This is a genomic window from Amycolatopsis rhabdoformis (assembly GCF_035918295.1).
Taxonomy (GTDB): Bacteria; Actinomycetota; Actinomycetes; order Mycobacteriales; family Pseudonocardiaceae; genus Amycolatopsis; species Amycolatopsis rhabdoformis.
In genome coordinates, this window is sequence record NZ_CP142149.1 from 9,471,703 (window position 1) to 9,491,072 (window position 19,370).

18 protein-coding genes and 1 pseudogene are annotated in these 19,370 nt (G+C 70.3%); 7 read left to right on the forward strand and 12 right to left on the reverse strand.

Annotated features, from left to right (window positions below):
- The first annotated feature begins 23 nt into the window (after window positions 1-23).
- Window positions 24-1,331, forward strand: coding sequence for an RICIN domain-containing protein (locus VSH64_RS44120; RefSeq protein ID WP_326568666.1), 1,308 nt, complete (start codon window positions 24-26; stop codon window positions 1,329-1,331).
- Window positions 1,332-1,492: 161 nt separating this feature from the next.
- Here the strand turns inward: VSH64_RS44120 and VSH64_RS44125 are convergent, their stop codons facing one another.
- The 6 genes from VSH64_RS44125 to VSH64_RS44150 all read right to left on the reverse strand — a co-directional run bounded on the left by VSH64_RS44125 (window position 1,493) and on the right by VSH64_RS44150 (window position 9,479).
- Window positions 1,493-1,852: a hypothetical protein gene (locus VSH64_RS44125; protein ID WP_326568667.1), complete on the reverse strand. Its 360-nt coding sequence runs from the start codon at window positions 1,850-1,852 to the stop codon at window positions 1,493-1,495.
- Complete coding sequence (locus tag VSH64_RS44130) at window positions 1,849-3,168, reverse strand: PepSY-associated TM helix domain-containing protein (protein WP_326568668.1); 1,320 nt, start codon at window positions 3,166-3,168, stop codon at window positions 1,849-1,851. Before VSH64_RS44130 ends, VSH64_RS44125 begins: the two co-directional genes overlap by 4 nt.
- 122 nt (window positions 3,169-3,290) lie before the next feature.
- Window positions 3,291-4,154: a hypothetical protein gene (locus tag VSH64_RS44135; protein WP_326568669.1), complete on the reverse strand. Its 864-nt coding sequence runs from the start codon at window positions 4,152-4,154 to the stop codon at window positions 3,291-3,293.
- A gap of 292 nt (window positions 4,155-4,446) precedes the next feature.
- Entirely contained in the window at window positions 4,447-4,791 is a 345-nt protein-coding gene (locus VSH64_RS44140; RefSeq protein WP_326568670.1) for a PadR family transcriptional regulator, read from the reverse strand.
- A gap of 120 nt (window positions 4,792-4,911) precedes the next feature.
- A complete protein-coding gene (locus VSH64_RS44145) occupies window positions 4,912-7,398 on the reverse strand; it encodes a DNA gyrase/topoisomerase IV subunit A (RefSeq protein ID WP_326568671.1) in 2,487 nt (828 codons plus the stop codon).
- Between the two features lie 29 nt (window positions 7,399-7,427).
- The gene (locus tag VSH64_RS44150) at window positions 7,428-9,479 is read right to left on the reverse strand and encodes a DNA gyrase/topoisomerase IV subunit B (RefSeq protein ID WP_326568672.1); all 2,052 of its coding nucleotides are present in this window, start codon (window positions 9,477-9,479) and stop codon (window positions 7,428-7,430) included.
- A gap of 304 nt (window positions 9,480-9,783) precedes the next feature.
- Between VSH64_RS44150 and VSH64_RS44155 the strand changes: the two genes are divergently transcribed.
- Entirely contained in the window at window positions 9,784-10,893 is a 1,110-nt protein-coding gene (locus tag VSH64_RS44155; protein ID WP_326568673.1) for an LLM class flavin-dependent oxidoreductase, read from the forward strand.
- A gap of 31 nt (window positions 10,894-10,924) precedes the next feature.
- A complete protein-coding gene (locus VSH64_RS44160; RefSeq protein ID WP_326568674.1) occupies window positions 10,925-11,533 on the forward strand; it encodes an FMN reductase in 609 nt (202 codons plus the stop codon).
- Between the two features lie 88 nt (window positions 11,534-11,621).
- Here the strand turns inward: VSH64_RS44160 and VSH64_RS44165 are convergent, their stop codons facing one another.
- Together VSH64_RS44165 and VSH64_RS44170 are read right to left on the reverse strand one after the other, a co-directional pair.
- The gene (locus tag VSH64_RS44165) at window positions 11,622-12,854 is read right to left on the reverse strand and encodes an RNA polymerase sigma factor (RefSeq protein WP_326838208.1); all 1,233 of its coding nucleotides are present in this window, start codon (window positions 12,852-12,854) and stop codon (window positions 11,622-11,624) included.
- On the reverse strand, window positions 12,851-13,207 hold the full coding sequence (locus tag VSH64_RS44170; RefSeq protein ID WP_326568675.1) for a YciI family protein: 357 nt from the start codon (window positions 13,205-13,207) through the stop codon (window positions 12,851-12,853). Before VSH64_RS44170 ends, VSH64_RS44165 begins: the two co-directional genes overlap by 4 nt.
- A 166-nt stretch (window positions 13,208-13,373) precedes the next feature.
- Here VSH64_RS44170 and VSH64_RS44175 point away from each other — a divergent pair, with 166 nt between their 5' ends.
- The 4 genes and pseudogenes from VSH64_RS44175 (at window position 13,374) to VSH64_RS44190 (ending at window position 15,807) form a co-directional block, all read left to right on the forward strand.
- A complete protein-coding gene (locus VSH64_RS44175; protein ID WP_326568676.1) occupies window positions 13,374-13,712 on the forward strand; it encodes an ArsR/SmtB family transcription factor in 339 nt (112 codons plus the stop codon).
- Window positions 13,709-14,134 carry an SRPBCC domain-containing protein gene (locus VSH64_RS44180; RefSeq protein WP_326568677.1) on the forward strand — a complete coding sequence of 142 codons (426 nt, stop codon included), beginning with the start codon at window positions 13,709-13,711 and terminating at the stop codon, window positions 14,132-14,134. The genes VSH64_RS44175 and VSH64_RS44180 overlap by 4 nt, the downstream gene beginning before the upstream one ends.
- 122 nt (window positions 14,135-14,256) lie before the next feature.
- Window positions 14,257-14,652: pseudogene (locus VSH64_RS44185) on the forward strand (PGPGW domain-containing protein); the annotation flags it as partial.
- Window positions 14,653-15,135: 483 nt separating this feature from the next.
- A complete protein-coding gene (locus tag VSH64_RS44190) occupies window positions 15,136-15,807 on the forward strand; it encodes a TetR/AcrR family transcriptional regulator (RefSeq protein WP_326568678.1) in 672 nt (223 codons plus the stop codon).
- On the opposite strand, the gene VSH64_RS44195 is transcribed toward VSH64_RS44190, so the two are convergent.
- The 4 genes from VSH64_RS44195 to VSH64_RS44210 all read right to left on the reverse strand — a co-directional run bounded on the left by VSH64_RS44195 (window position 15,755) and on the right by VSH64_RS44210 (window position 19,299).
- Window positions 15,755-16,447, reverse strand: a complete 693-nt coding sequence (locus tag VSH64_RS44195; protein WP_326568679.1) for an NAD(P)H-binding protein — start codon at window positions 16,445-16,447, stop codon at window positions 15,755-15,757. The genes VSH64_RS44190 and VSH64_RS44195 overlap by 53 nt on opposite strands.
- Window positions 16,444-16,842 carry a carboxymuconolactone decarboxylase family protein gene (locus tag VSH64_RS44200; RefSeq protein ID WP_326568680.1) on the reverse strand — a complete coding sequence of 133 codons (399 nt, stop codon included), beginning with the start codon at window positions 16,840-16,842 and terminating at the stop codon, window positions 16,444-16,446. The genes VSH64_RS44195 and VSH64_RS44200 overlap by 4 nt, the downstream gene beginning before the upstream one ends.
- 28 nt (window positions 16,843-16,870) lie before the next feature.
- Window positions 16,871-18,613, reverse strand: coding sequence for a glycoside hydrolase family 2 protein (locus tag VSH64_RS44205; RefSeq protein ID WP_326568681.1), 1,743 nt, complete (start codon window positions 18,611-18,613; stop codon window positions 16,871-16,873).
- Between the two features lie 74 nt (window positions 18,614-18,687).
- Window positions 18,688-19,299, reverse strand: coding sequence for a LysE family transporter (locus VSH64_RS44210; RefSeq protein WP_326838210.1), 612 nt, complete (start codon window positions 19,297-19,299; stop codon window positions 18,688-18,690).
- Between the last annotated feature and the right edge of the window lie 71 nt (window positions 19,300-19,370).

A 19,370-nucleotide genomic window follows, 5' to 3' on the forward strand; every position in this document is an offset into this window, starting at 1 on the left:
TCCCCCCACCGGAAGGACCACCCATGTTCGCCAAACGACGCCCGTTCGGGCTGATCGGGAAAGCGCTGGTGTTCTTCGCCGCGTGCCTCGGCCTCGCGTACGGTTCGCCGGCGCTCACGCCGCACGCGGCCGCGGCCACGCCGTTCAAGGTGCTCGCGTTCTACAGCGGCACCTACGACGCGGCGCACATCAGCTTCGAAAACGAAGCGCGCCCGTGGTTCCAGCAGCAGGCGGCGGCCAACGGCTACACGTTCACGGCCACCAACAACTGGAACCAGCTCACCTCGCTCACCACTTCGCAGGCCGCGGTGGTGATGTTCCTCGACGACCAGCCGCAGTCGCAGGCGCAGTTCGACGGGTTCAAGCGCTACATGGACTCCGGCGGCGGGTTCTTCGGCTTCCACGTGACGGCGTACAACGACAACTCGTCGCCGGCCTCGTCGAACTGGTTCCACAACGACTTCCTCGGCACCGGCCGGTTCGTGTCGAACTCGTGGGGTCCGACCGGTGAGACGCTGAAGATCGAGAACCGCACGCACCCGTCCACGGTGAACCTGCCGGCGACGATCCAGTCTTCGGTGAGCGAGTGGTACTCCTGGCAGAAGGACCTGCGCCAGAACCCGAACATCTCGATCCTGGCCTCGCTCGACCCGGGCACCTTCCCGGTGGGCGACGACCCTTCGCAGACGTGGCACAGCGGGTACTACCCGATCATGTGGACGAACAAGTCCTACAAGATGATCTACGCCAACTTCGGCCACAACAAGATGAACTACGACACCAACACGGCGCTGTCGTCCACCTTCGCGAGCCCGGACCAGAACCGCTTCGTGCTCGACGGCCTGCGCTGGCTCGGCGGCGCCACCGGCGACGGCGGCACCACCACTCCGCCGGCCGGCGGGATCTCGCCCACCTCGTGGTACCCGGTGGTGAACAAGGCCACGAACAAGTGCGTCGACGCGGCGGCGGCCGGAACGACGAACGGAACGGTGGTGCAGCAGTACACCTGCAACGCCACCAACGCGCAGCAGTACCAGTTCCAGCCGACCAGCGACGGGTTCGTGCGGATCAACAACCGCGGCAACGCGGCTGAAGTGCTGGACGTCACGGATGTGTCCACCGCGGACAACGCCGGGATTCAGCTGTGGTCCTACAGCGGTGGTGGCAACCAGCAGTGGCAGGCGGTGTCGGAGGGTGGCGGTTACTACCACCTGACGGCTCGGCACAGTGGCAAGTGCCTGACGGTGCCGGGTGGTTCGACGGCTGATTCGGTGCGGTTGGTGCAGGCCGCTTGCAATGGTGGGGCGGCGCAGTCGTTCAAGATCGCGTGAGTGTCGGGCTGGGCTGAGTGGGTTTTGCCGCTTGGCTGAACCGAGTGGTCGAGCTGCTCAGCCGGGTTGCTTGGCCGAGTTCGATCGTGCTGGGCCGCCTTGACGCGGCGGCGTGCCCGGCTCGGGGCCGCCTCGGGGTTTCGTACCCCGGGGCGGCCTTTTCACGCCGGGCGCCAGGTGGTCTGGGCGCGCACCACGACCACGGCCACGGCGAGCAGCGCGACGGCGATGACCACGGCGCTCCAGCGCGCTTCTTCACCGGCGGACCACACCGCGGCGGCGGGCAGCAGCACGAGTGAGGTGGCCAGGTAGGCGAGGTGCGTGCCGAGCTCGGCCGGGCGGTCGCCACCGAACAGACCGAGGACGTCGGCGACGGCCTGCCCGATCAACGCCAGCTCCACGATGGCGAGCGCCGGCAGCGTCCGGCCACGGCGGTAGCGGCCGGCGAGCCCGGTGCCGAGCACGGCGAACCCGCCGGCCACGCAGACCACCGTGGTGGCGAAGGCCAGTGCTTCGATCATGCGGGTGCCGGGCCGGTTTCCTGGTGGGCCTGGCGTGCCGCCCGGGCTTTGCGCCGGCGTCGTTTCGAACCGCTGCGGAAGAGCCAGGTCGAGATCCCCGTGAGCATCAGGGCCAGTGGTGTGAGGCCCAGTACGAACCAGACGATCCGCCACCAGCCGCCGACGAGCCAGCCGAAGTGGGCGGGCTCGAAGACCTTGTCGTAGAACGAGTTCGCGCGCGGCTCGGGTTTGGCGTCCACATCGGACACGTGGGTGGCGTCGTGGCTGTCCACGTACACGGTGTGGTCGCCACCGAAAAACGCGCGGGCGCCGTAGGGCTGGTAGCCGTCACTGGCGATGGAGACGCTGTAGTAGCCGTCCTGGGGCGCGGTGAGGTAGCGGATCTCACCGGGTGTGGTCGCGAGCGCCGCCCGCGCCGCCTCGTCGATGCCGATCTCCGGCGCACCGGGGTTCGCGTTCGCCGTGAACGAGTACTTCTGCGGGTCCGCCGCCGCGCCACCGGTCACCGCCAGCCACGCGTCCTTGACCGGCGGAAGGTAGAAAGCCGCTCCCGTCACGCCCCACATCAGCACGAACGGCACCGCGACGATGCCGAGCACGTTGTGCAGGTCGTAGTCCCGCGCGAACCGCCCTTTCCCGGTCCGCACCCGAAACCCGTGCGACAGGCGCCGCACGCCGGGCCACCACACCACGATCCCGCTGATCGCGAGCAGCACCATCAGCAACCCCAGCACCACCAGGGCCAGCAGTCCCCAGCTCGTGCCGGGTGGCCACGCGAACCCGACGGACGGCACGGGCTTCGCCAACCACGACACGTATCCCGGGTAGCCCTCGCAGGTCAGCCCGCAGTCGTGCACGTTGGCCAGAAACCCCATCACGCCGTCTTCCAGGCGCGCGCTGCCGTTGATCCGCCCCGTCCCCGGATCCACGGCATACGCCACGGCGAAATCGGGATCCCCGACGGCGATCACGCCACCGTCGTTGCTCACCCACGCGGGGGAGAACTCCGGATGCGCACCGGCGACGATGTCCCGCGCCTGCTGCAGGCTCACGGGGTGCTCGCTCGGCGTGTGGCGGTAGAACTCGCTGTGCGTCGCACGGAAGTACTCCGCGTGGTACAGCAGGATCGCCCCGGACGTGGTCTCGAGCACCAGGAACAACCCCAGCACCAGCGACGTCCACCGATGCGTCACCACCAGCGCCCGGCGCACCGGCCGACGCCGCAGCCACCTCCGCACCCGGCCGGCCTTGCGGCCTCCACCGACCGGCCCTCCCCGGCCGGCCGCTTCCGTGCGCGTCAGCTCATCGGTGCTCATTCCCGCCCCCACTCGATCCGGTGATCGAAGTGAGGTTAGCCTTGCTTAACTCTCACGTAAAGAGTGCGCGCGCTCACTCAAGGACACCGCCTCGACCGGCGGCCTCCCGTGCCGTGGCTGGCCTACCTGACGGCCGGATCGGCCAGGCGACCCCGAACGGCCAACGCCGCACCGACAACGACCAGCGCCGCGATCACGATCAGCGCGGTCGGCTGGAACGGGGCGAGGAGCGTCGGCAGGGTCACCGCCTCGGCCACCACGACCACGCCCGCCGCGATCAGGCAGGTTTGGCGGGCGGCCGGCGAGGCCGCGCCGAGGAGCGCGAGTCCGGTGGCCGCCGTGACGATGCCGGCGACCGCGACCAGGTCCGGAACACCGAGCCACTGCACGACGAACGCTGCCACGGCCGTGCCGGCGGTGGCGAGCACCCACTGTCGTGTGTGGACGGTTGTCGGCCGCGGGTGGACCAGGATGGCCAGCACGGTCAGGACTTGCAGAATCGCCTGGCCCCACTCGCCCAGAAGAAAGGGGCCGACGGTCGCCACTGCTGCGAGCGCCAAAGCCGGCTTCTTGTGCCCGGCCAGCAGCGCGCCCAGCGCGGGCAACCACAACAACGCGAGCACCAGGTTCAGGGTCGGGGCGTCGCGCACCTCCGGCGCCGGCCACGTGAGCCGCAGAATGCCGGTCACGAGGGCCAGTGCGGCTTGGAACGCAGTGCCGGCCAGGGCCAACCGCCGGACGACCTCGCCCGCCGTCACATACCGACGCGGGCCGCCCGCACTCAACCGCAGCCGCACCGCAAGCACCAGGACGCTCGTGGCCTCCCGGACGTCCGGTCGACCGTAGTCGAGATCGAACTCCGGATCTTCGGAGCGATCAGTGGTGGTCTCGACGAACGTGGCCACCATGTCGTCCTCCCACGCCCGCCGGTAGTGCGCCGGCAGCAACCGCGTGAGGCGCCGATAGCGGAGTTCAAGGGGTGTCATGGCTGCCGCCTCCTCCGGACCTGCACTGCTTTCCGCGCCTCTCGTCGGAGTGCCGCGGCCGGTGTCCTGCGCGGCCTCTCAGCCTCGGTTCTGCGGCCGCTCCACGGTTTCGTCCGGCCGCGCGGCATCGGTTCGGCGGTCGGGCGGGCGCCGGTTTCCGCGCGCGTGCCGGCGTGCTGATCGAGTCGGCTTGCTCGTTCAGCCGCGAGACCGCGGCCTGCCTTCCGCTCAACCGCCCCGTCGAGACCGAACCCCGGCTCTGCAGACTGCCGGCGAAAGCCACCCCCGCTGCTCATGACGACCCCTCCCCGGCGATCCCCAGCCCCAGCCGCCGATGCGCCACCCGGGCGTTCGCTGCCTGCCGCTCCGCCTCCACCGCCAGGGCCGTGCGCCCCTCGTTCGTGAGGCGGTAGTACCGCCGCAGGCGCCCGTTGATCACCTCGTCGTGGTCCGGCTCCACCGCCCCCTCTGTCGTGAGCCGGTCCAAGGCGCCGTACAGCGTGCCCACGCGCAGGGTGAGGCGGCCGTCGGACAGGGATTTGACCTCGCCGACGATGCCGTAGCCGTGGAGCGGGGCGTCGACCAACGCGGTGAGGATGAAAAACGCCTGCTCGGACATGCTGCGCGAAGTGGCCATGACTCCAATGTATCGTAAGGCGATATATAACGCATCGCACGATCGAGCGACCCGAAAACGGCGGGGCACCTGTCACGATGACAAGTGCCCCGCCGGGGATGAGCTCAGTCGGCCAGCCGATCAGTCTCGCTCGATGGTGTGGCCGACGACGTCCGGGCCCGGGTGGGCGTGGCCGGAGCCGTCGCGGCGGAGGTCGACCTCGGGGAGCTCCACGGGGTCGCCGTTGCGGGCCGCACCGGCCGGGCGGGAGCCGATCCAGGCGACGGTGACCGCGGTTTCGCCCTTGAGGAAGCGGTGGGCGCGCACACCGCCGGTGGCACGGCCCTTCGCGGGGTACTCGCTGAACGGCGTGACCTTCACCGACTGGCCCGTGGCCGTGACCACCATCGGCTCGCCGTGGTCGTCGTCATCGGTGCGGACCGCGCCGAAGAACACCGCCGAAGCGCCGCCCGGCAGGTTGATGCCCGCCATGCCGCCGCCCTTCAGCCCCTGCGGCCGCACCAGCGAAGCGGCGAAGCGCAACAGCGAAGCTTCCGACGACATGAACGCCAGCGTCTCCTGGCCGTCGGCGAGCCACGTGGCGCCCACGATCTCGTCGCCGGCCTTGAGCGTGATGATCTCGAACTCGTCGGACCGCACCGGCCACTCCGGCGCGACCACCTTCACCACGCCGGCGCGCGTGCCGATCGCCAGGCCCGGCGAACCGGTCGCCTGCTCGCCCAGCGGCGCGACGCCGACCACCGTCTCGCCCTTCTCCAACGGCACCAGCTCGCGCGCCGCCATGCCGCCGCGCAGCGAGACCGTGCCGGCCTGCTCCGGGAGCACCGGCAGCGGCAGCACGTCCGTCTTGAACGCCCGCCCGCGGCTGGTCACCAGCAGCACCTGCCCGCGCGCGGTCGTGTGCACGATGGCGGCCACGGCGTCGTGCTTCACGCGGCCGTTGCGCCGCCGCACCTCCGACGACTCCTCCGACTCCGCCGCCGTGCGCGCGACCAGCCCGGTGGCCGACAGGATCACCTGGCACGGATCGTCGGTGATCTCCAGCGGCCCGGACGGCTTCGACGCCGCGAGCACCTCCTTCAGGTCACCGTCGATCAGCGCGGTGCGCCGCTCGGTCGGGAAGTCCTTCGCGATCTTCGCCAGCTCCGCCGACACGAGCTTCTTCAGCACCGAGTCGTCCTCGAGGATCTTCGTGAGCTCCGCGATCTCCTCGCGCAGCCGCTCCTGCTCGCTCTCCAGCTCCAGCCGGTCGTACTTCGTGAGCCGGCGCAGCGGGGTGTCGAGGATGTAGGTGGCCTGGATCTCCGAGAGCTTGAACCGCGTCATCAAGCCGTCTTTCGCGGCCTGCGCGTTTTCGCTCTCGCGGATGAGCTTGATGACCTTGTCGATGTTCAGCAGCGCGATCAGCAGACCGTCGACGAGGTGCAGCCGCTCCTCACGCTTGCGGCGCCGGTAGCTCGTGCGCCGCGTGACCACGTCGTAGCGGTGGCGCAGGAAGACTTCCAGCAGCTCCTTGAGCCCGAGCGTTTGCGGCTGCCCGTCGACCAGCACCAGGTTGTTGATGCCGAACGACTGCTCCAGCGGCGTGAGCCGGTACAGGTCCGCCAGCAGCGCCTGCGGGTTCACGCCCACCTTGCACTCGATCACCAGCCGCGTGCCGTTCTCGCGGTCGGTGAGGTCCTTGACGTCGGCGATGCCGGTGAGCCGCTTGGACTTGTTGACCTCGTCGGTGATCTTCTCGATCACCTTCTCCGGGCCCACGCCGTAGGGCAGCTCGACGACGGTGATCGCCTGCCGCCCGCGGCTGCCTTCCAGCGGCCCGGTCTCCACGTTCGCGCGCATCCGCACCACACCGCGGCCCGTTTCGTACGCGCGGCGCACCTCGTCGAGACCCAGCAGCTTGCCGCCGGTGGGCAGGTCGGGGCCGGGGACGAACTCCATGAGCTTGTCGAGCGTCGCCGTCGGGTGCGTGATCAGCCACCGCGCCGCCGCGATCACCTCGCCGAGGTTGTGGGGGATCATGTTGGTGGCCATACCGACGGCGATGCCGGACGTGCCGTTGACGAGCAGGTTGGGGAATGCCGCGGGCAGCACCGACGGCTCCTCCAGCGAACCGTCGTAGTTCGGCCGGAAGTCGACCGTGTCCTCGCCGAGCTCGCCGACGAGCTGCATCGCCTCGGGCGACATGCGGGCCTCGGTGTACCGCGACGCGGCCGGGCCGTCGTCGGGCGAACCGAAGTTGCCGTGCCCGTCGATCAGCGGAACGTTGAGTGAGAAGTCCTGTGCCAGCCGCACCATCGCGTCGTAGATCGCGACGTCACCGTGGGGGTGGTACTTGCCCATCACGTCGCCGACCACGCGCGACGACTTCACGTACGCGTGCGTCGGCCGGTAGCCGTTCTCGTTCATCGAGTACAAGATCCGCCGGTGCACCGGCTTGAGCCCGTCCCGCGCGTCCGGCAGGGCCCGCGAGTGGATGACCGAATACGCGTACTCCAGGTACGAGTCTTCGATCTCCGTCTTCAGCGAGTTGTCGAAGACGTTCGCACCGGCGGAGTCGAACGCGGTGGGATCGATCTTGGTGGTGGTGCCCTTGCGGCGTGCCACGGGAGAACTCCTTGGTAGCTAAGACGAACTCAGACGTCGATGGCGTCGCGGTCGACGCGGTCGGAGGAGGCGACGAGCCAGTTGCGCCGGGGCTCGACCTTTTCGCCCATGAGCAGTTCCAGTGCGCTCTCGGCGGCTTCGGCGTCGTCCATGGTGATGCGGCGGACGGAGCGGCTGGCCGGGTTCATGGTGGTTTCCCACAGCTCGTCGGCGTCCATCTCGCCGAGACCCTTGAACCGCGGCACCGGCGTGACGATGCTCTTGCCGGCCCGTTCGAGCTCGGCGAACTTCGTCTCCATCTCCCGCTGGGTGAAGGTGAAGTGCGTTTCCGGGTTGCGGCCCTTGGTCACGAGCTTGTGCAACGGCGGCATCGCCGCGTACAGGCGCCCGTCTTCGATCACCGGGCGCATGTACTTCGCGAACAGCGTGATCAGCAGGGTGCGGATGTGCGAACCGTCGACGTCGGCGTCGGCCATCAGGATCACGCGGCCGTAGCGCATCGTGGTGAGGTCGAAGGTGCGCCCGGTGCCCGCGCCGAGCACCTGCACGATCGACGCGATCTCGGCGTTCTTCAGCGTGTCGCCCAGCGACGCCTTCTGCACGTTGAGGATCTTGCCCCGCAACGGCAGCAGCGCCTGGTACTCCGAGACGCGCGCCATGCGGGCCGAACCCAGCGCGCTGTCACCCTCGACCAGGAACAGTTCGCTGCGCGAGACGCCGGTGGTGCGGCAGTCGACGAGCTTCGGCGGCATCGCCGCGCCCTCGAGCGCGGTCTTGCGCCGCGCGGCGTCCTTCTGCTGCTTCTGGGTGAGCCGCACGCGCCCGGCGTCGACCACCTTCTGCAGCACGACCTTGGCTTCGGCCTTGGTCTTGCGGTCGTCGACCCACGCCTTCACGTGCTTGTCGACGACACCCTGGATCACGCGGGTGATGCCGGCCGTGGACAGCTCGTCCTTGGTCTGCGACGTGAACTGCGGCTCGGGCAGGCGCACGTGGATCACGGCGGTCATGCCTTCGAGCACGTCCTCGAGCGTGGGCGGGTCCTCCTTGGGCTTGAGCAGCCCGCGGGTCTTGCCGATCGCGTCCTGCAGCGCGCGCGTGACGGCGCGGTCGAAGCCCCGCCGGTGCGTGCCGCCGTGGACGTTGCGGATCGTGTTGGTGAAGCACTCCACCGTGCGCTCGTAGCCGGTGCCCCAGCGCAGCGCCACCTCGATCTCGGCGTGGCGCTCCACATTGGACTGCATCACGCCGTTGGCGTCGGCGGCGTTCTCCTTGTACGTGCCCTCGCCGGTGATCACGAGGGTGCCGCACACCGGCTTCTCACCCGACGGCGTGAGGAAGTCGACCATGTCCACCAGCCCGTGGGGGTAGTGGAAGGTCTCCTCGTTGATCGTGTCCTCGAGGGCGGTGCGCAGCACGTAGGTGACACCGGGCACGAGGAACGCCGTGTTGCGCAGCTTCGCGCGCACCCCCTCGACGTCGAGCGTCGCGCCGGTCTCGAAGTACCGCGCGTCGTACCAGTAGCGGATCGACGTGCCGCTGTGCTCGCCGCGCTTCATCTTGCCGACGAGGTTGAGCCCGGAATGCCGGGTGAACTTCGCTTTCGGGCCGGGCGCGTCGAACGTGCCGGACACCCCGTGCGCGAACGACATCTGGTGGACCTTGCCGTCCTGCTTCACAGTGACGTCGAAGCGGTGCGACAGTGCGTTGACCGCCGACGCGCCGACGCCGTGGAGGCCGCCGGAGGTCTTGTAGCCCGAGCCGCCGAACTTGCCGCCGGCGTGCAGCCGCGTGAGCACCAGTTCGACGCCCGAAAGGCCCGACTTCGCGTGGACGCCGGTGGGAATGCCGCGGCCGTTGTCGTCGACCTGCACGCTGCCGTCGGCGTGGATCGTGACGACGACGCGGGTGGCGTGTCCCGCCACGCCCTCGTCGGTGGAGTTGTCCACGATTTCCGAGAACAGGTGGTTGATGCCACGGCTGTCGGTGGAGCCGATGTACATCCCGGGGCGCTTGCGGACGGCTTCGAGGCCCTCGAGGTGCGTGAGGTCGTCGGCCCCGTACAGAGTCTCAGCAGTCACGAGGTCGCTCTCCTGGATCTTGGCTCGCTGTACGGCGTTGTTCAGGCTGGTCGGCTCAGGCGGATGCCTTCGGACGATGACGTCGGAGGCAGTCCCCGAGCCGACACCGTACTGCAGGATATCCGCACACCCCGACAGCTTCCGCGCCCTCGGGCTCCGGTGTGGCGAGAGTCCCGTGGGTCAGGGGTGCGGTGAGGGGAGTGCGCCAGGTCACCGGCATGGTCACTATGGAATACTTCTTCCTCGCGAGCAGTTGTGCAGACAAGAAACCACGCATCACGAACCACCTGGCTGAGGAGCGGTCATGCAGTTCGGAATCTTCTCGGTGGGCGACGTCACGACGGACCCCACCAACGGCACGACGCCGTCGGAGCACGAGCGCATCAAGGCGATGGTCCGGATCGCGCTCAAGGCCGAAGAGGTCGGTCTCGACGTCTTCGCGACGGGTGAGCACCACAACCCGCCGTTCGTGCCCTCGTCGCCCACGACCATGCTCGGCTACATCGCCGCGCAGACGGAGAAGCTCGTGCTCTCCACGTCGACGACGCTCATCACCACCAGCGACCCGGTGAAGATCGCCGAGGACTTCGCGATGCTGCAGCACCTGGCCGACGGTCGCGTCGACCTCATGCTCGGCCGCGGCAACACCGGCCCCGTGTACCCGTGGTTCGGGCAGGACATCCGTCAGGGCATCCCGCTCACCATCGAGAACTACGCGCTGCTGCGCCGCCTCTGGCGCGAAGAGGTCGTGGACTGGGAAGGCAAGTTCCGCACTCCGCTGCAGGGCTTCACCTCCACACCGCGCCCGCTCGACGACGTGCCCCCGTTCGTGTGGCACGGCTCGATCCGCAGCCCGGAGATCGCCGAGCTGGCCGCGTACTACGGCGACGGCTTCTTCGCCAACCACATCTTCTGGCCGACGGAGCACTACCAGCAGCTGATCGGCTTCTACCGCCAGCGCTACGAGCACTACGGCCACGGCAAGGCCGACCAGGCCATCGTCGGCCTCGGCGGGCAGGCCTTCATCCGGCCGAAGTCGCAGGACGCCCAGCGAGAGTTCCGCCCGTACTTCGACAACGCGCCGGTGTACGGCCACGGTCCCTCGATGGAGGACTTCACCTCGCAGACGCCGCTCACCGTCGGCAGCCCGCAGGAGGTCATCGACAAGACGCTGACCTTCCGCGAGCACTTCGGCGACTACCAGCGCCAGCTGTTCCTGATGGACCACGCCGGCCTGCCGCTGAAGACCGTGCTGGAGCAGCTCGACCTGCTCGGCGAGCAGGTGGTGCCGGTGCTGCGCAAGGAGCTCGAGTCGATGCGCCCGGCGCACGTGCCGGACGCGCCGAGCCACGAGTCGCTGAAGGCCGCCGCGGAAGCCGCCGCGGCGGAACCCGCTGTGGCGACCGCCGACTGAACCGTTCGTTTCGCCAGAGGAGAAGGCAGAAATGACCGCACGCACCATCGCCGTGGTCACCGCCGGGTTGAGCCAGCCGTCGTCCACGCGGCTGCTGGCCGACCGGCTGGCGGACGCGACGCGCACCGCACTGGGTCCCGACACGGTCGTGGAGGTGATCGAGCTGCGCGACACCGCCGTGGACGTGACCAACAACCTGCTCACCGGTTTCCCCAGCCCCAAGCTGAAGGAAGTCATCGACACGGTGACCCACGCCGACGGCCTGATCGCCGTGACGCCGGTCTTCACCGCGTCCTACAGCGGGCTGTTCAAGTCCTTCTTCGACATCCTGGACAAGGAAGCGCTCGAGGGGAAGCCGGTGCTGCTCGCGGCGACCGGTGGCACGGAACGGCATTCGCTGGTGCTGGACTTCGCCCTGCGTCCGCTCTTCGCCTACCTGCGCGCCAATCCCGTCGCGACGGGCGTGTACGCCGCTTCGTCGGACTGGGGCAGCGCGAGCGCGACCGGCACGCTGCAGAAGCGCGTCGAGCGTGCGGCCGGCGAGCTGGCGGCGCTGGTTTCGGCGGCGCCCGAGTCGACGGTGTCGGATGAGCTGACGTCGTTGCCGTTCGAGGAGCTGCTGGCCGGCGAAGGCCTGTAACTCGCGCGACTCCGAAGTGCCGCAGTGTCGCAGTGTCGAAATGTCGCAGTGCCGAAGGGCGCCTTGAGGGATTCCCTCGAGGCGCCCTTCACGGCTTTCCGGGGGCGACTTCCGCGAGCCGGCGCCGCAGGAACCGGCGATCGGCGTCGTTGCCCGCCAACGCGAGCGCCGCGCGGTACGCCTGCGCGGCTTCGTCGAGCCGGCCCAGGCGGCGCAGCAGGTCGGCGCGGGTCGCCGGCAGCAGGTGGTAACCGTCGAGCTCACCCGCCATCGCGTCGACCAGCGCCAGGCCCTGGGCCGGCCCGTCGGCCATCGCCACGGCCACCGCGCGGTTGAGCTGCACGACCGGTGACGGCACGCGCTTCGCGAGTTCTCCGTACAGCGCGGCGATCTGCGGCCAGTCGGTGTCCGTGGCGGTCGGCGCGGCCGCGTGGCAGGCCGCGATCGCCGCCTGCAGCTGGTACGGGCCGGGGGAGCCGCGGTGCAGCGCGGTGTCCACGAGCGCGAGGCCCTCGTCGACCGCCGCCGCGTCCCAGCGCGACCGGTCCTGCTCCTCCAGCGTCACGAGCTCGCCGGCTTCGTCGAGCCGCGCGTCGCGCCGGGAGTGCTGGAGCAGCAGCAGCGCCAGCAGGCCTTCGATCTCGGGCTCGCCGGGCATCAGCTTCAGCAGCGTGCGGGTGAGCCGGATGGCCTCGGCGCACAGGTCGTGGCGCGCGGGCTCGTCGCCGGTGGTGGCGGCGTAGCCCTCGTTGAACAGCAGGTACAGCACGCCGAGCACGGCCGCCGTGCGTTCGGGCAGCAGGTGCGCGGGCGGCACGCGGTAGGGAATGCCGGCTTCGCGGATCTTGCGTTTCGTGCGCACGAGCCGTTGCGACATCGCGGCTTCGGTCACCAGGAACGCGCGCGCGATCTCCGCCGTCGTGAGGCCGGCGAGTGTGCGCAACGTCAGTGCGACACGACCTTCGAGCGGCAGCGCCGGGTGGCAGCACGTGAACATCAGCCGCAGCCGGTCGTCCTGCACCCCGCTGGGGTCGGCTTCCGGTTCTTCGGTCGGCGCCAGCGCGGCGACTTCCCGCAGCTTCGCGGCTTCGGTCGCGCTGCGCTTGAGCCGGGTCAGGGCGTGGTTGCGCGCGGTGGTGGTGAGCCACGCCGCCGGTTTGGCGGGCACGCCGTCGCGCGGCCAGCGTTCCAGCGCTCGCGCCAGGGCCTCCTGCACGCACTCCTCGGCCAGGTCCCAGTCGCCCGTGAGCCGGATCAGCGTGGCCACCACCCGGCCGCCCTCCTCGCGGAAGGCGGCCGTGACGGCGGCTTCGGCGCTCAGGGCGTTTCCCCGGGCCAGAGCCAGAGCGGCCGGACCTCGATCGGCCCGTACTGCGCCGCCGGGTGCTTCGCGGCGATCTCCAGCGCTTCGTCGAGGTTCTCGCACTCGAGCAGGTCGAAGCCGAGGATCTGCTCCTTGGTCTCGGCGAACGGCCCGTCCGACAGCAGCACCTCGCCGTTTTCGACGCGCACGGTGGTCGCCATGCTCGCGGGCCGCAACCGGTTGCCGGTCAGGCGGACACCGCGCCCGTCCATCTCCTTCACCCACGCTTCGGTGGCGGAGTCCATCGGGTCGTCGGGCAGCGGCCGTGACTCGTCGTGGCTCCGTCCGCAGATCAGCATCATGTAGCGCATCGGGTGACCCCTTCTCTCTGGTGGTTTCCTACCGCGCCGCGGGCGCGGAAGTCGAGGCGGTTCGTCACTGCGACCACCGGGGGCGGCCCGGACCGACAGGGGCGGCCGAAGTTTTTAGTTAAGCATCTACTTGACTATTGGGCGAGTCCGGCGCATGGTTAAGCACATGGTTGACCATCAGCTCGACCGGGTGTTCCAGGCACTCGCCGACGCCACCCGGCGTGAGCTCGTGGCGCGGCTGGTCAAGGGACCGGCCGCGGTGAAGGAGCTGGCGCAGCCGCACGCGATGTCGCTGCCCGCGGTGATGCAGCACCTGCGGGTGCTCGAGTCCTGCGGGCTGGTGGCTTCGGAGAAGGCCGGTCGCGTCCGCACGTACCGGCTGGAGCCCGCGGGGCTGCGCCTGGCCGAACAGTGGCTCGGTGAGCAGCGCACGGGCTGGGAACGCCGGCTCGACCGCCTCGGCGGCCACCTGGCCGCCGACCTCCCGGAAAGGACCACGTCATGACCGAGGTCAAGCACTCCACGTTCACCCTCGAACGCCAGTACCCGGTGCCGCCCGCGCGGGTGTTCGCCGCCTGGGCCGATCCGGCGGCGAAGGCCAGCTGGTTCGGCGCCGCCGACCACGAGCTCGACTTCCGCGTCGGCGGCCACGAGACCAACCGCGCCGGCGAGCTGGCCTTCACGGCCGAGTACCACGACATCGTCGACGCCGAGCGCATCGTCTACTCCGGCGCGCTGAGCGGCCCGGCCGGCCTCGCCACGGTTTCGGTCACCACGGTGGAACTCGTGCCGGACGGCGCGGGAACCCGGTTGGTGCTCACCGAACAGGGCACGTTCCTCGACGGGCACGAGGAACCGGCGTGGCGCGAGCAGGGCACGGGGGACTGGCTCGACAAGCTGGGCGCCCACCTCGGCGCGCACGCCTGACGTCGGGATCGGTCCTCGGTCCACTTCGGACGCGGGGGCCGATCCCGGGGTGATCCGGAGTTTCTCCGGGCGCGGGGTCCGCGAGCCAGGCACACTGGCTGAAACGGACAGGAGGCGACCGCGTGGAACTCGGCAGACCGGTGAAGCAGGCCTTCGCCGCGGTGGTGGGCGGCTTGCTGTTCCTCGTGGGGGTCGCGCTGCTGGTGCTGCCGGGTCCGGGGTTGCTCCTGGTGCTCGCGGGGCTGGTGGTGCTGGCCTCGCAGTTCCCGGCGCTGGAGAAGTTCGTGGACCCCGTGCGCACGCGGGCGATGAAGGCCGCCGAGGACAGCGTGGCCACGCCGCTGCGGATCGCGGGCTCCGTGCTCGCCGGCCTGGCGTTGTTCGCCGCCGGCATCGTGTGGGGCTCGGTCGACTGGCTGCCGTTCAGCGGCTGGAGCACCGGCTCGAGCATCATCCTTTCCGGGGTGATCCTGTTCGTGTTGCTCATCTGGAGCTACCGGCGGGTCAAGTCCCGGCAGGGGGAGGCGCGTTCGGCTCCCGCCGGGCAGAATCCGGGGATGACCACTTCGGACTCCTCGCAGGTGCCGGCCGCGATCCAGCAGTTCGTGGACGCCACCAACAAGGCCGACGCCGAAAGCTTCGTCGACGCCTTCACCACCGACGCGTTCCTGGAGGACTGGGGACGCAAGTTCCACGGCCACGAAGGCGTGTTGAGCTGGAACGAAACCGACAACATGGGGGTCGGGGCCAGCTTCACCGTGCAGAGCCTCAAGCCCGGCAAGGGCGCGGACAACTACGTGCTCAAGGTCGGCGTGAAGAGCAACCGCTTCAACGGCACCGGCACGATGACGATCGACCTGCGCGACGACAAGATCGCCAGCCTGGTCATCTCCTGACCCGTTAGTACCTTCCGTCGCGGGCGTTCGGGAAGCGGGCGCCCGCGAGTTCCGCCACAGTTTTCAGCCGGGTTAACAGACTGCTGGGCTGCTAACCTCGGCCGCGTGAGCGCCGGTTTCCAGCGCGCCCGCCGCCCCGAGCAGGTCGAGGCCCGGCGCGCGACGATCCTCGCGACGGCCACGGCGATGCTGCGGGAACGGCCGGTCGCCGACATCAGCCTGCGTGAGCTGAGTGATCGCGTCGGCCTCGCGAAGTCCAACGTGCTGCGCTACTTCGACAGTCGCGAAGCGATCTTCCTCGAAGTGCTCGACCAGGTGCTGCGCCAGTGGCTGGACGTGGTCGCGCGGGCGCTCACCGGCCCGCCGGCCGACGGCCCCGGTTTCGCGCGCGAAGAGCGGGTCGCCGCCACGATCGCCCGCACGCTGCGCGAAGACCGGCTGCTGTGCGAGCTGATCAGTTCGATGGCCTCGGTGCTCGAACGCAACATCTCCGTGGACACAGCGCGCGGCTTCAAGCACCGCGCGGCGGCCGGCGCCGACCGGCTGGCCGCGCTCGTGCGCGAGCAGGTGCCGGAGCTCTCCCCGGCCGGCTCCGCCCACTTCGCGGCCGCGGTGTTCGTGCTGGTCGCCGGCCTGTGGCCGTACGCGAACCCGACCGAAGCCGTGGCCACGGTGAGCGCGGAGATGGGCGTGGAGCCGGGCGCCGAGCGGTTCGAGGAAGGGCTCAGCGAGGGGCTGGCGAACCTCCTGGCCGGTCTCGTTGCCCGGCGTCGTTGAGGTCGCGTGACTCGAGGATGTGCCGCGGGAAGCCGTCGGCCGCCACGGACAGCATCGCGCGCCCGAGCACTTCGGTCGTGATGAACGCGGCCGGAAACCGTTGCAGCAGCGGGTAAAGCGGTGCGGTGATGCGGTAGAGCCGGCGGTACAGCGGCGTTTTCGACGTGACGCCGTGCTGCGGCTGGATGAACCCGGGCCGGATCGCGTACGCGTCGAGCGGCAGGCGGGCCACTGCGTTTTCCGTGGCGCCCTTCACCCGCGCCCAGCGCACGCGGCCGCGTTCGGTGCTGTCGGTGCCGGCGCCCGAGACGTAGAGGAACCGCGCGTTCGGCCGCGCCGCCGCGTAGGTGCGCGCGACCGAAAGCGTGAGTCCGTAGGTGATCCGCTCGTACTCGGCCGCGGGCATCCCGGCGGAGGAGACGCCGAGGCAGAAGAGGCACGCATCGTAGTTCGCGAGCTCTTCGGCGTGCGGGCTCAGGTCACTGAGGTCGTCGGGCACGAGTTCGGTCAGCTTCGGGTGCGTGGTGCCGGTGGCCGTGCGCCCGACGGTGAGCACGTGCTCGACCCGTTCGTCGAGCAGGCATTCCCGCAAGACACCCTGCCCGACCATGCCGGTGGCGCCGAACAGCAGGACCTTCACGCGGCACGCACCGGCAGCAGCCCGCGCTCGGCGAAGACCTTCTTCGCGATGTTCGTGGCATTGAGCGCCCTCGGGAAACCGCAGTAGCCGGCCGACTGCAGCAGCGCCTCCACGATCTCCGCGGGCGTGAGGCCGACGTTCAGCGCGGTGCCGATGTGCAGCTCCAGCTGCGGCTCGCAGCCGCCCATCGCGGTCAGCATGCCGATGGTGAGCAGCTGCCGGTCGCGCGGCGCCAGCGCCGGGCGCGAGTAGATCTCCCCGAACCCCCAGGACACGACCTGCTTCGCCAGCTCCGGCGCGACGTCGGCCAGCCCGTCCAGCACCTTCTGGGCGCTGCCGTCGTTCACGGCGTTCATGGTCTCGAGGCCGAGTGCGTACCGCTCTTCTTCGGTCATGCTCTCGACCGTATTGCACGCGGGTCGCTCACGTGGCCGATCGCACGGCGAGGTTCGCCTGCCGGGCCACGGCGAAGTCGAGCTTGCGCACGCGGCGGTCGTAGGTGAGGAACCCGTTCACTTCCTTCTCGACGTCGGTGAGCTGCGTGTACACCGCGGCCGACAGGCCGGCGCGCACCTCGCCGGCGAGCTGGTGCTGGAGGTCGACGTAACGCCTGGTCAGGGCCGCGCTGTCGGGTTGCATCTCATAGGCGAAGCTACCGGCCGGGTCGAACTCGTGGCCGCGGACCTTCAGGCCGAGGCCGCCGTACTCACCGTCGACCCGGGCGCGGGTCGCGTCGGCCGGCGGGGTGCCGGGGCCGGGGTAGGTGTGGTCGTCGAGCAGGTCGCCGTGGCCGGTGTCCGGGTGGGAGCGGCAGCAGTTCACGCCGGATTCGGCGTCGACGAGCCGGCTGGGGTCCCACGCGGCGACCTCGTCGGCGACGCGGGCGACGTCGAACTCGCCCCAGCCCTCGTTGAACGGCACCCACGTGACGATGGAGGGGAACGAGCGGTGCTGGTCGATCACGCGGTGCAGTTCGGACTCGAAGTTCGCGCGCGCCGGCGGGGTCGGGGTCGCGGTTTCCGGCATCGCGGGCATGTCCTGCCACACGAGGAGCCCGAGGCGATCGGCGTGGTAGTACCAGCGGTCGGGTTCGACCTTGAGGTGTTTGCGGACGAGGGTGAAGCCGAGTGCTTTTTCCTGCTGAAGGTCGAAGGCGAGGGCGGCGTCGGTGGGGGCGGTGTAGAGGCCGTCGGGCCAGAACCCCTGGTCGAGCGGGCCGAGCTGCACGAAGGGTTTCCCGTTGAGCAGGAGCCGGCCGTGGTCGACCGCGACCGAGCGCAGGCCGAAGTAGGAGCCGACACTGTCTCCTGTGGACAGTGTCACGCGCAGGTCGTAGAGGAACGGGTCGTCCGGCGACCACAGGTGCGGCCGGGCGACGGTGAGCGTGGCGGGCCGGCCGGCGAGGCCGTCGACCTGGCCGACGACGCGGCCGTGGTCGATGGCTTCGGCGTGGAAGGGCCGGCCGTCGGCGCCCAACACGGTCAGGGTGACCGCGCCGCGGGTGACGTCCGGGGTGGTGTCCACGCGCGTGACATGCACCGGCGCCACGGGTTCGAGCCACACCGTCTGCCAGATGCCGGACGACGGCGTGTAGAACACCCCGGCGCCCGGCGCGCGTTGTTTGCCGAGCGGCTGGCCGGCGCCGGTCGCGTCGGTGACGCCGACCACGAGCTCCTGCGGCCCGGTGGTCAGCGCGTCGGTGACGTCGGCGGTGAAGGAGTCGTAGCCGCCGGTGTGGTGGGCGACCTGGTGGCCGTTGACGAACACCGTGGTTTCGTAGTCGACGGCCTGGAAGTGCAGCAGGATCCGGTGCGGGCGCCAGGTTTCCGGTACGGCGAACGTGCGGCGGTACCACATCCGGGTCTCGTGGCGCATGATCCCGGACAGCGCCGACTCGACGGGGTAGGGGACGAGGATCCGTTCGGGCAGGTGCTGCCCGAACGGCGCCTGCGTGGTGCCGAACTCCCAGACGCCGTTGAGGTTCTGCCAGTCCGGCCGCGTGAGTTGGGGCCGGGGGTACTCGGGCAACGCGTTCGAGGGCGAGACGCTGTCCGTCCACGGTGTACTCAACGGCGGCGTCAACCGGTGCCACCGCGGTGCCGTCACCGCACTCACGCCGGAGAGCGCGCAGAGCAGCACCGCGAGAACCACGGCAGGACGCACCATTTCCGGGAACCTCCTGCTCGCGACCGGCCACTTGATCATCATCTCTACCGGGTGCGCGCGGGGATGTAAATCGCTCACTCCGGCAAGACCAGCCGCACGGCCAGCGCCACGATCACCGCGCTCGACACCAGCGCCGTCGTCAACCGGCCCCGCCGCCCGGCCAGCACGCGGCCCAGCAGCACGCCGCCACCGGCGAGCAGCAGTTGCCAGCTCGCCGACGCGGCGAAGGCGGCCAGCGCGAACAGCGCACCCGAGCCCGTGGCCGTGCCGCCGACCACCAGCGCCGTGAAGTACACGACCGTCGCCGGGTTCAGCAAGGTGAGGCCGAGAAAACTTGCGTACGCCCTGGCTGCCGAGGGCGGCGGCGCTTCCGCCCGCGGTGTGTCGCCCGCGCGGTACCTCCGCCACGCCGACACCGCGGTGTGCGCGGCCAGCGCCACGAGCACCACCACCGACGCCCATCGCAACGGCCCGGCCACCGGTGCCAGCACCGGCGTGAGCGCGGCCCCGCCGGTGACCGCGAGGGCGGCGTACACCCCGTCCGCGCTGGCCACCCCGAGCGCCGCCGCCGCGGCCACCCGCGGCGACGTGCGCGCCGCGAGTCCGACGAGCACCGCACCGATCGCCCCGACCGGTACGGCGATCCCGTACCCGGCCAGCGCGCCGGCGACCACCGGCGCGGTCACGACCCGGCCCGGCCCCGCTCCCGACACGCGCACTGCTGCTCACGCCGCACCCGGGCAGGGGCGAACGGCGG

Excerpts from the sequence above, each read along its gene's own strand:
- VSH64_RS44130 (WP_326568668.1), bottom strand. The coding sequence starts at position 3,168 with ATGAGCACCGATGAGCTGACGCGCACGGAAGCGGCCGGCCGGGGAGGG.
- VSH64_RS44170 (WP_326568675.1), bottom strand. The coding sequence starts at position 13,207 with ATGCGCTACATGATGCTGATCTGCGGACGGAGCCACGACGAGTCACGG.
- VSH64_RS44175 (WP_326568676.1), top strand. The coding sequence starts at position 13,374 with ATGGTTGACCATCAGCTCGACCGGGTGTTCCAGGCACTCGCCGACGCC.
- VSH64_RS44135 (WP_326568669.1), bottom strand. The coding sequence starts at position 4,154 with ATGACACCCCTTGAACTCCGCTATCGGCGCCTCACGCGGTTGCTGCCG.
- VSH64_RS44160 (WP_326568674.1), top strand. The coding sequence starts at position 10,925 with ATGACCGCACGCACCATCGCCGTGGTCACCGCCGGGTTGAGCCAGCCG.
- VSH64_RS44155 (WP_326568673.1), top strand. The coding sequence starts at position 9,784 with ATGCAGTTCGGAATCTTCTCGGTGGGCGACGTCACGACGGACCCCACC.
- VSH64_RS44120 (WP_326568666.1), top strand. The coding sequence starts at position 24 with ATGTTCGCCAAACGACGCCCGTTCGGGCTGATCGGGAAAGCGCTGGTG.
- VSH64_RS44205 (WP_326568681.1), bottom strand. The coding sequence starts at position 18,613 with ATGGTGCGTCCTGCCGTGGTTCTCGCGGTGCTGCTCTGCGCGCTCTCC.
- VSH64_RS44200 (WP_326568680.1), bottom strand. The coding sequence starts at position 16,842 with ATGACCGAAGAAGAGCGGTACGCACTCGGCCTCGAGACCATGAACGCC.
- VSH64_RS44180 (WP_326568677.1), top strand. The coding sequence starts at position 13,709 with ATGACCGAGGTCAAGCACTCCACGTTCACCCTCGAACGCCAGTACCCG.
- VSH64_RS44125 (WP_326568667.1), bottom strand. The coding sequence starts at position 1,852 with ATGATCGAAGCACTGGCCTTCGCCACCACGGTGGTCTGCGTGGCCGGC.
- VSH64_RS44140 (WP_326568670.1), bottom strand. The coding sequence starts at position 4,791 with ATGGCCACTTCGCGCAGCATGTCCGAGCAGGCGTTTTTCATCCTCACC.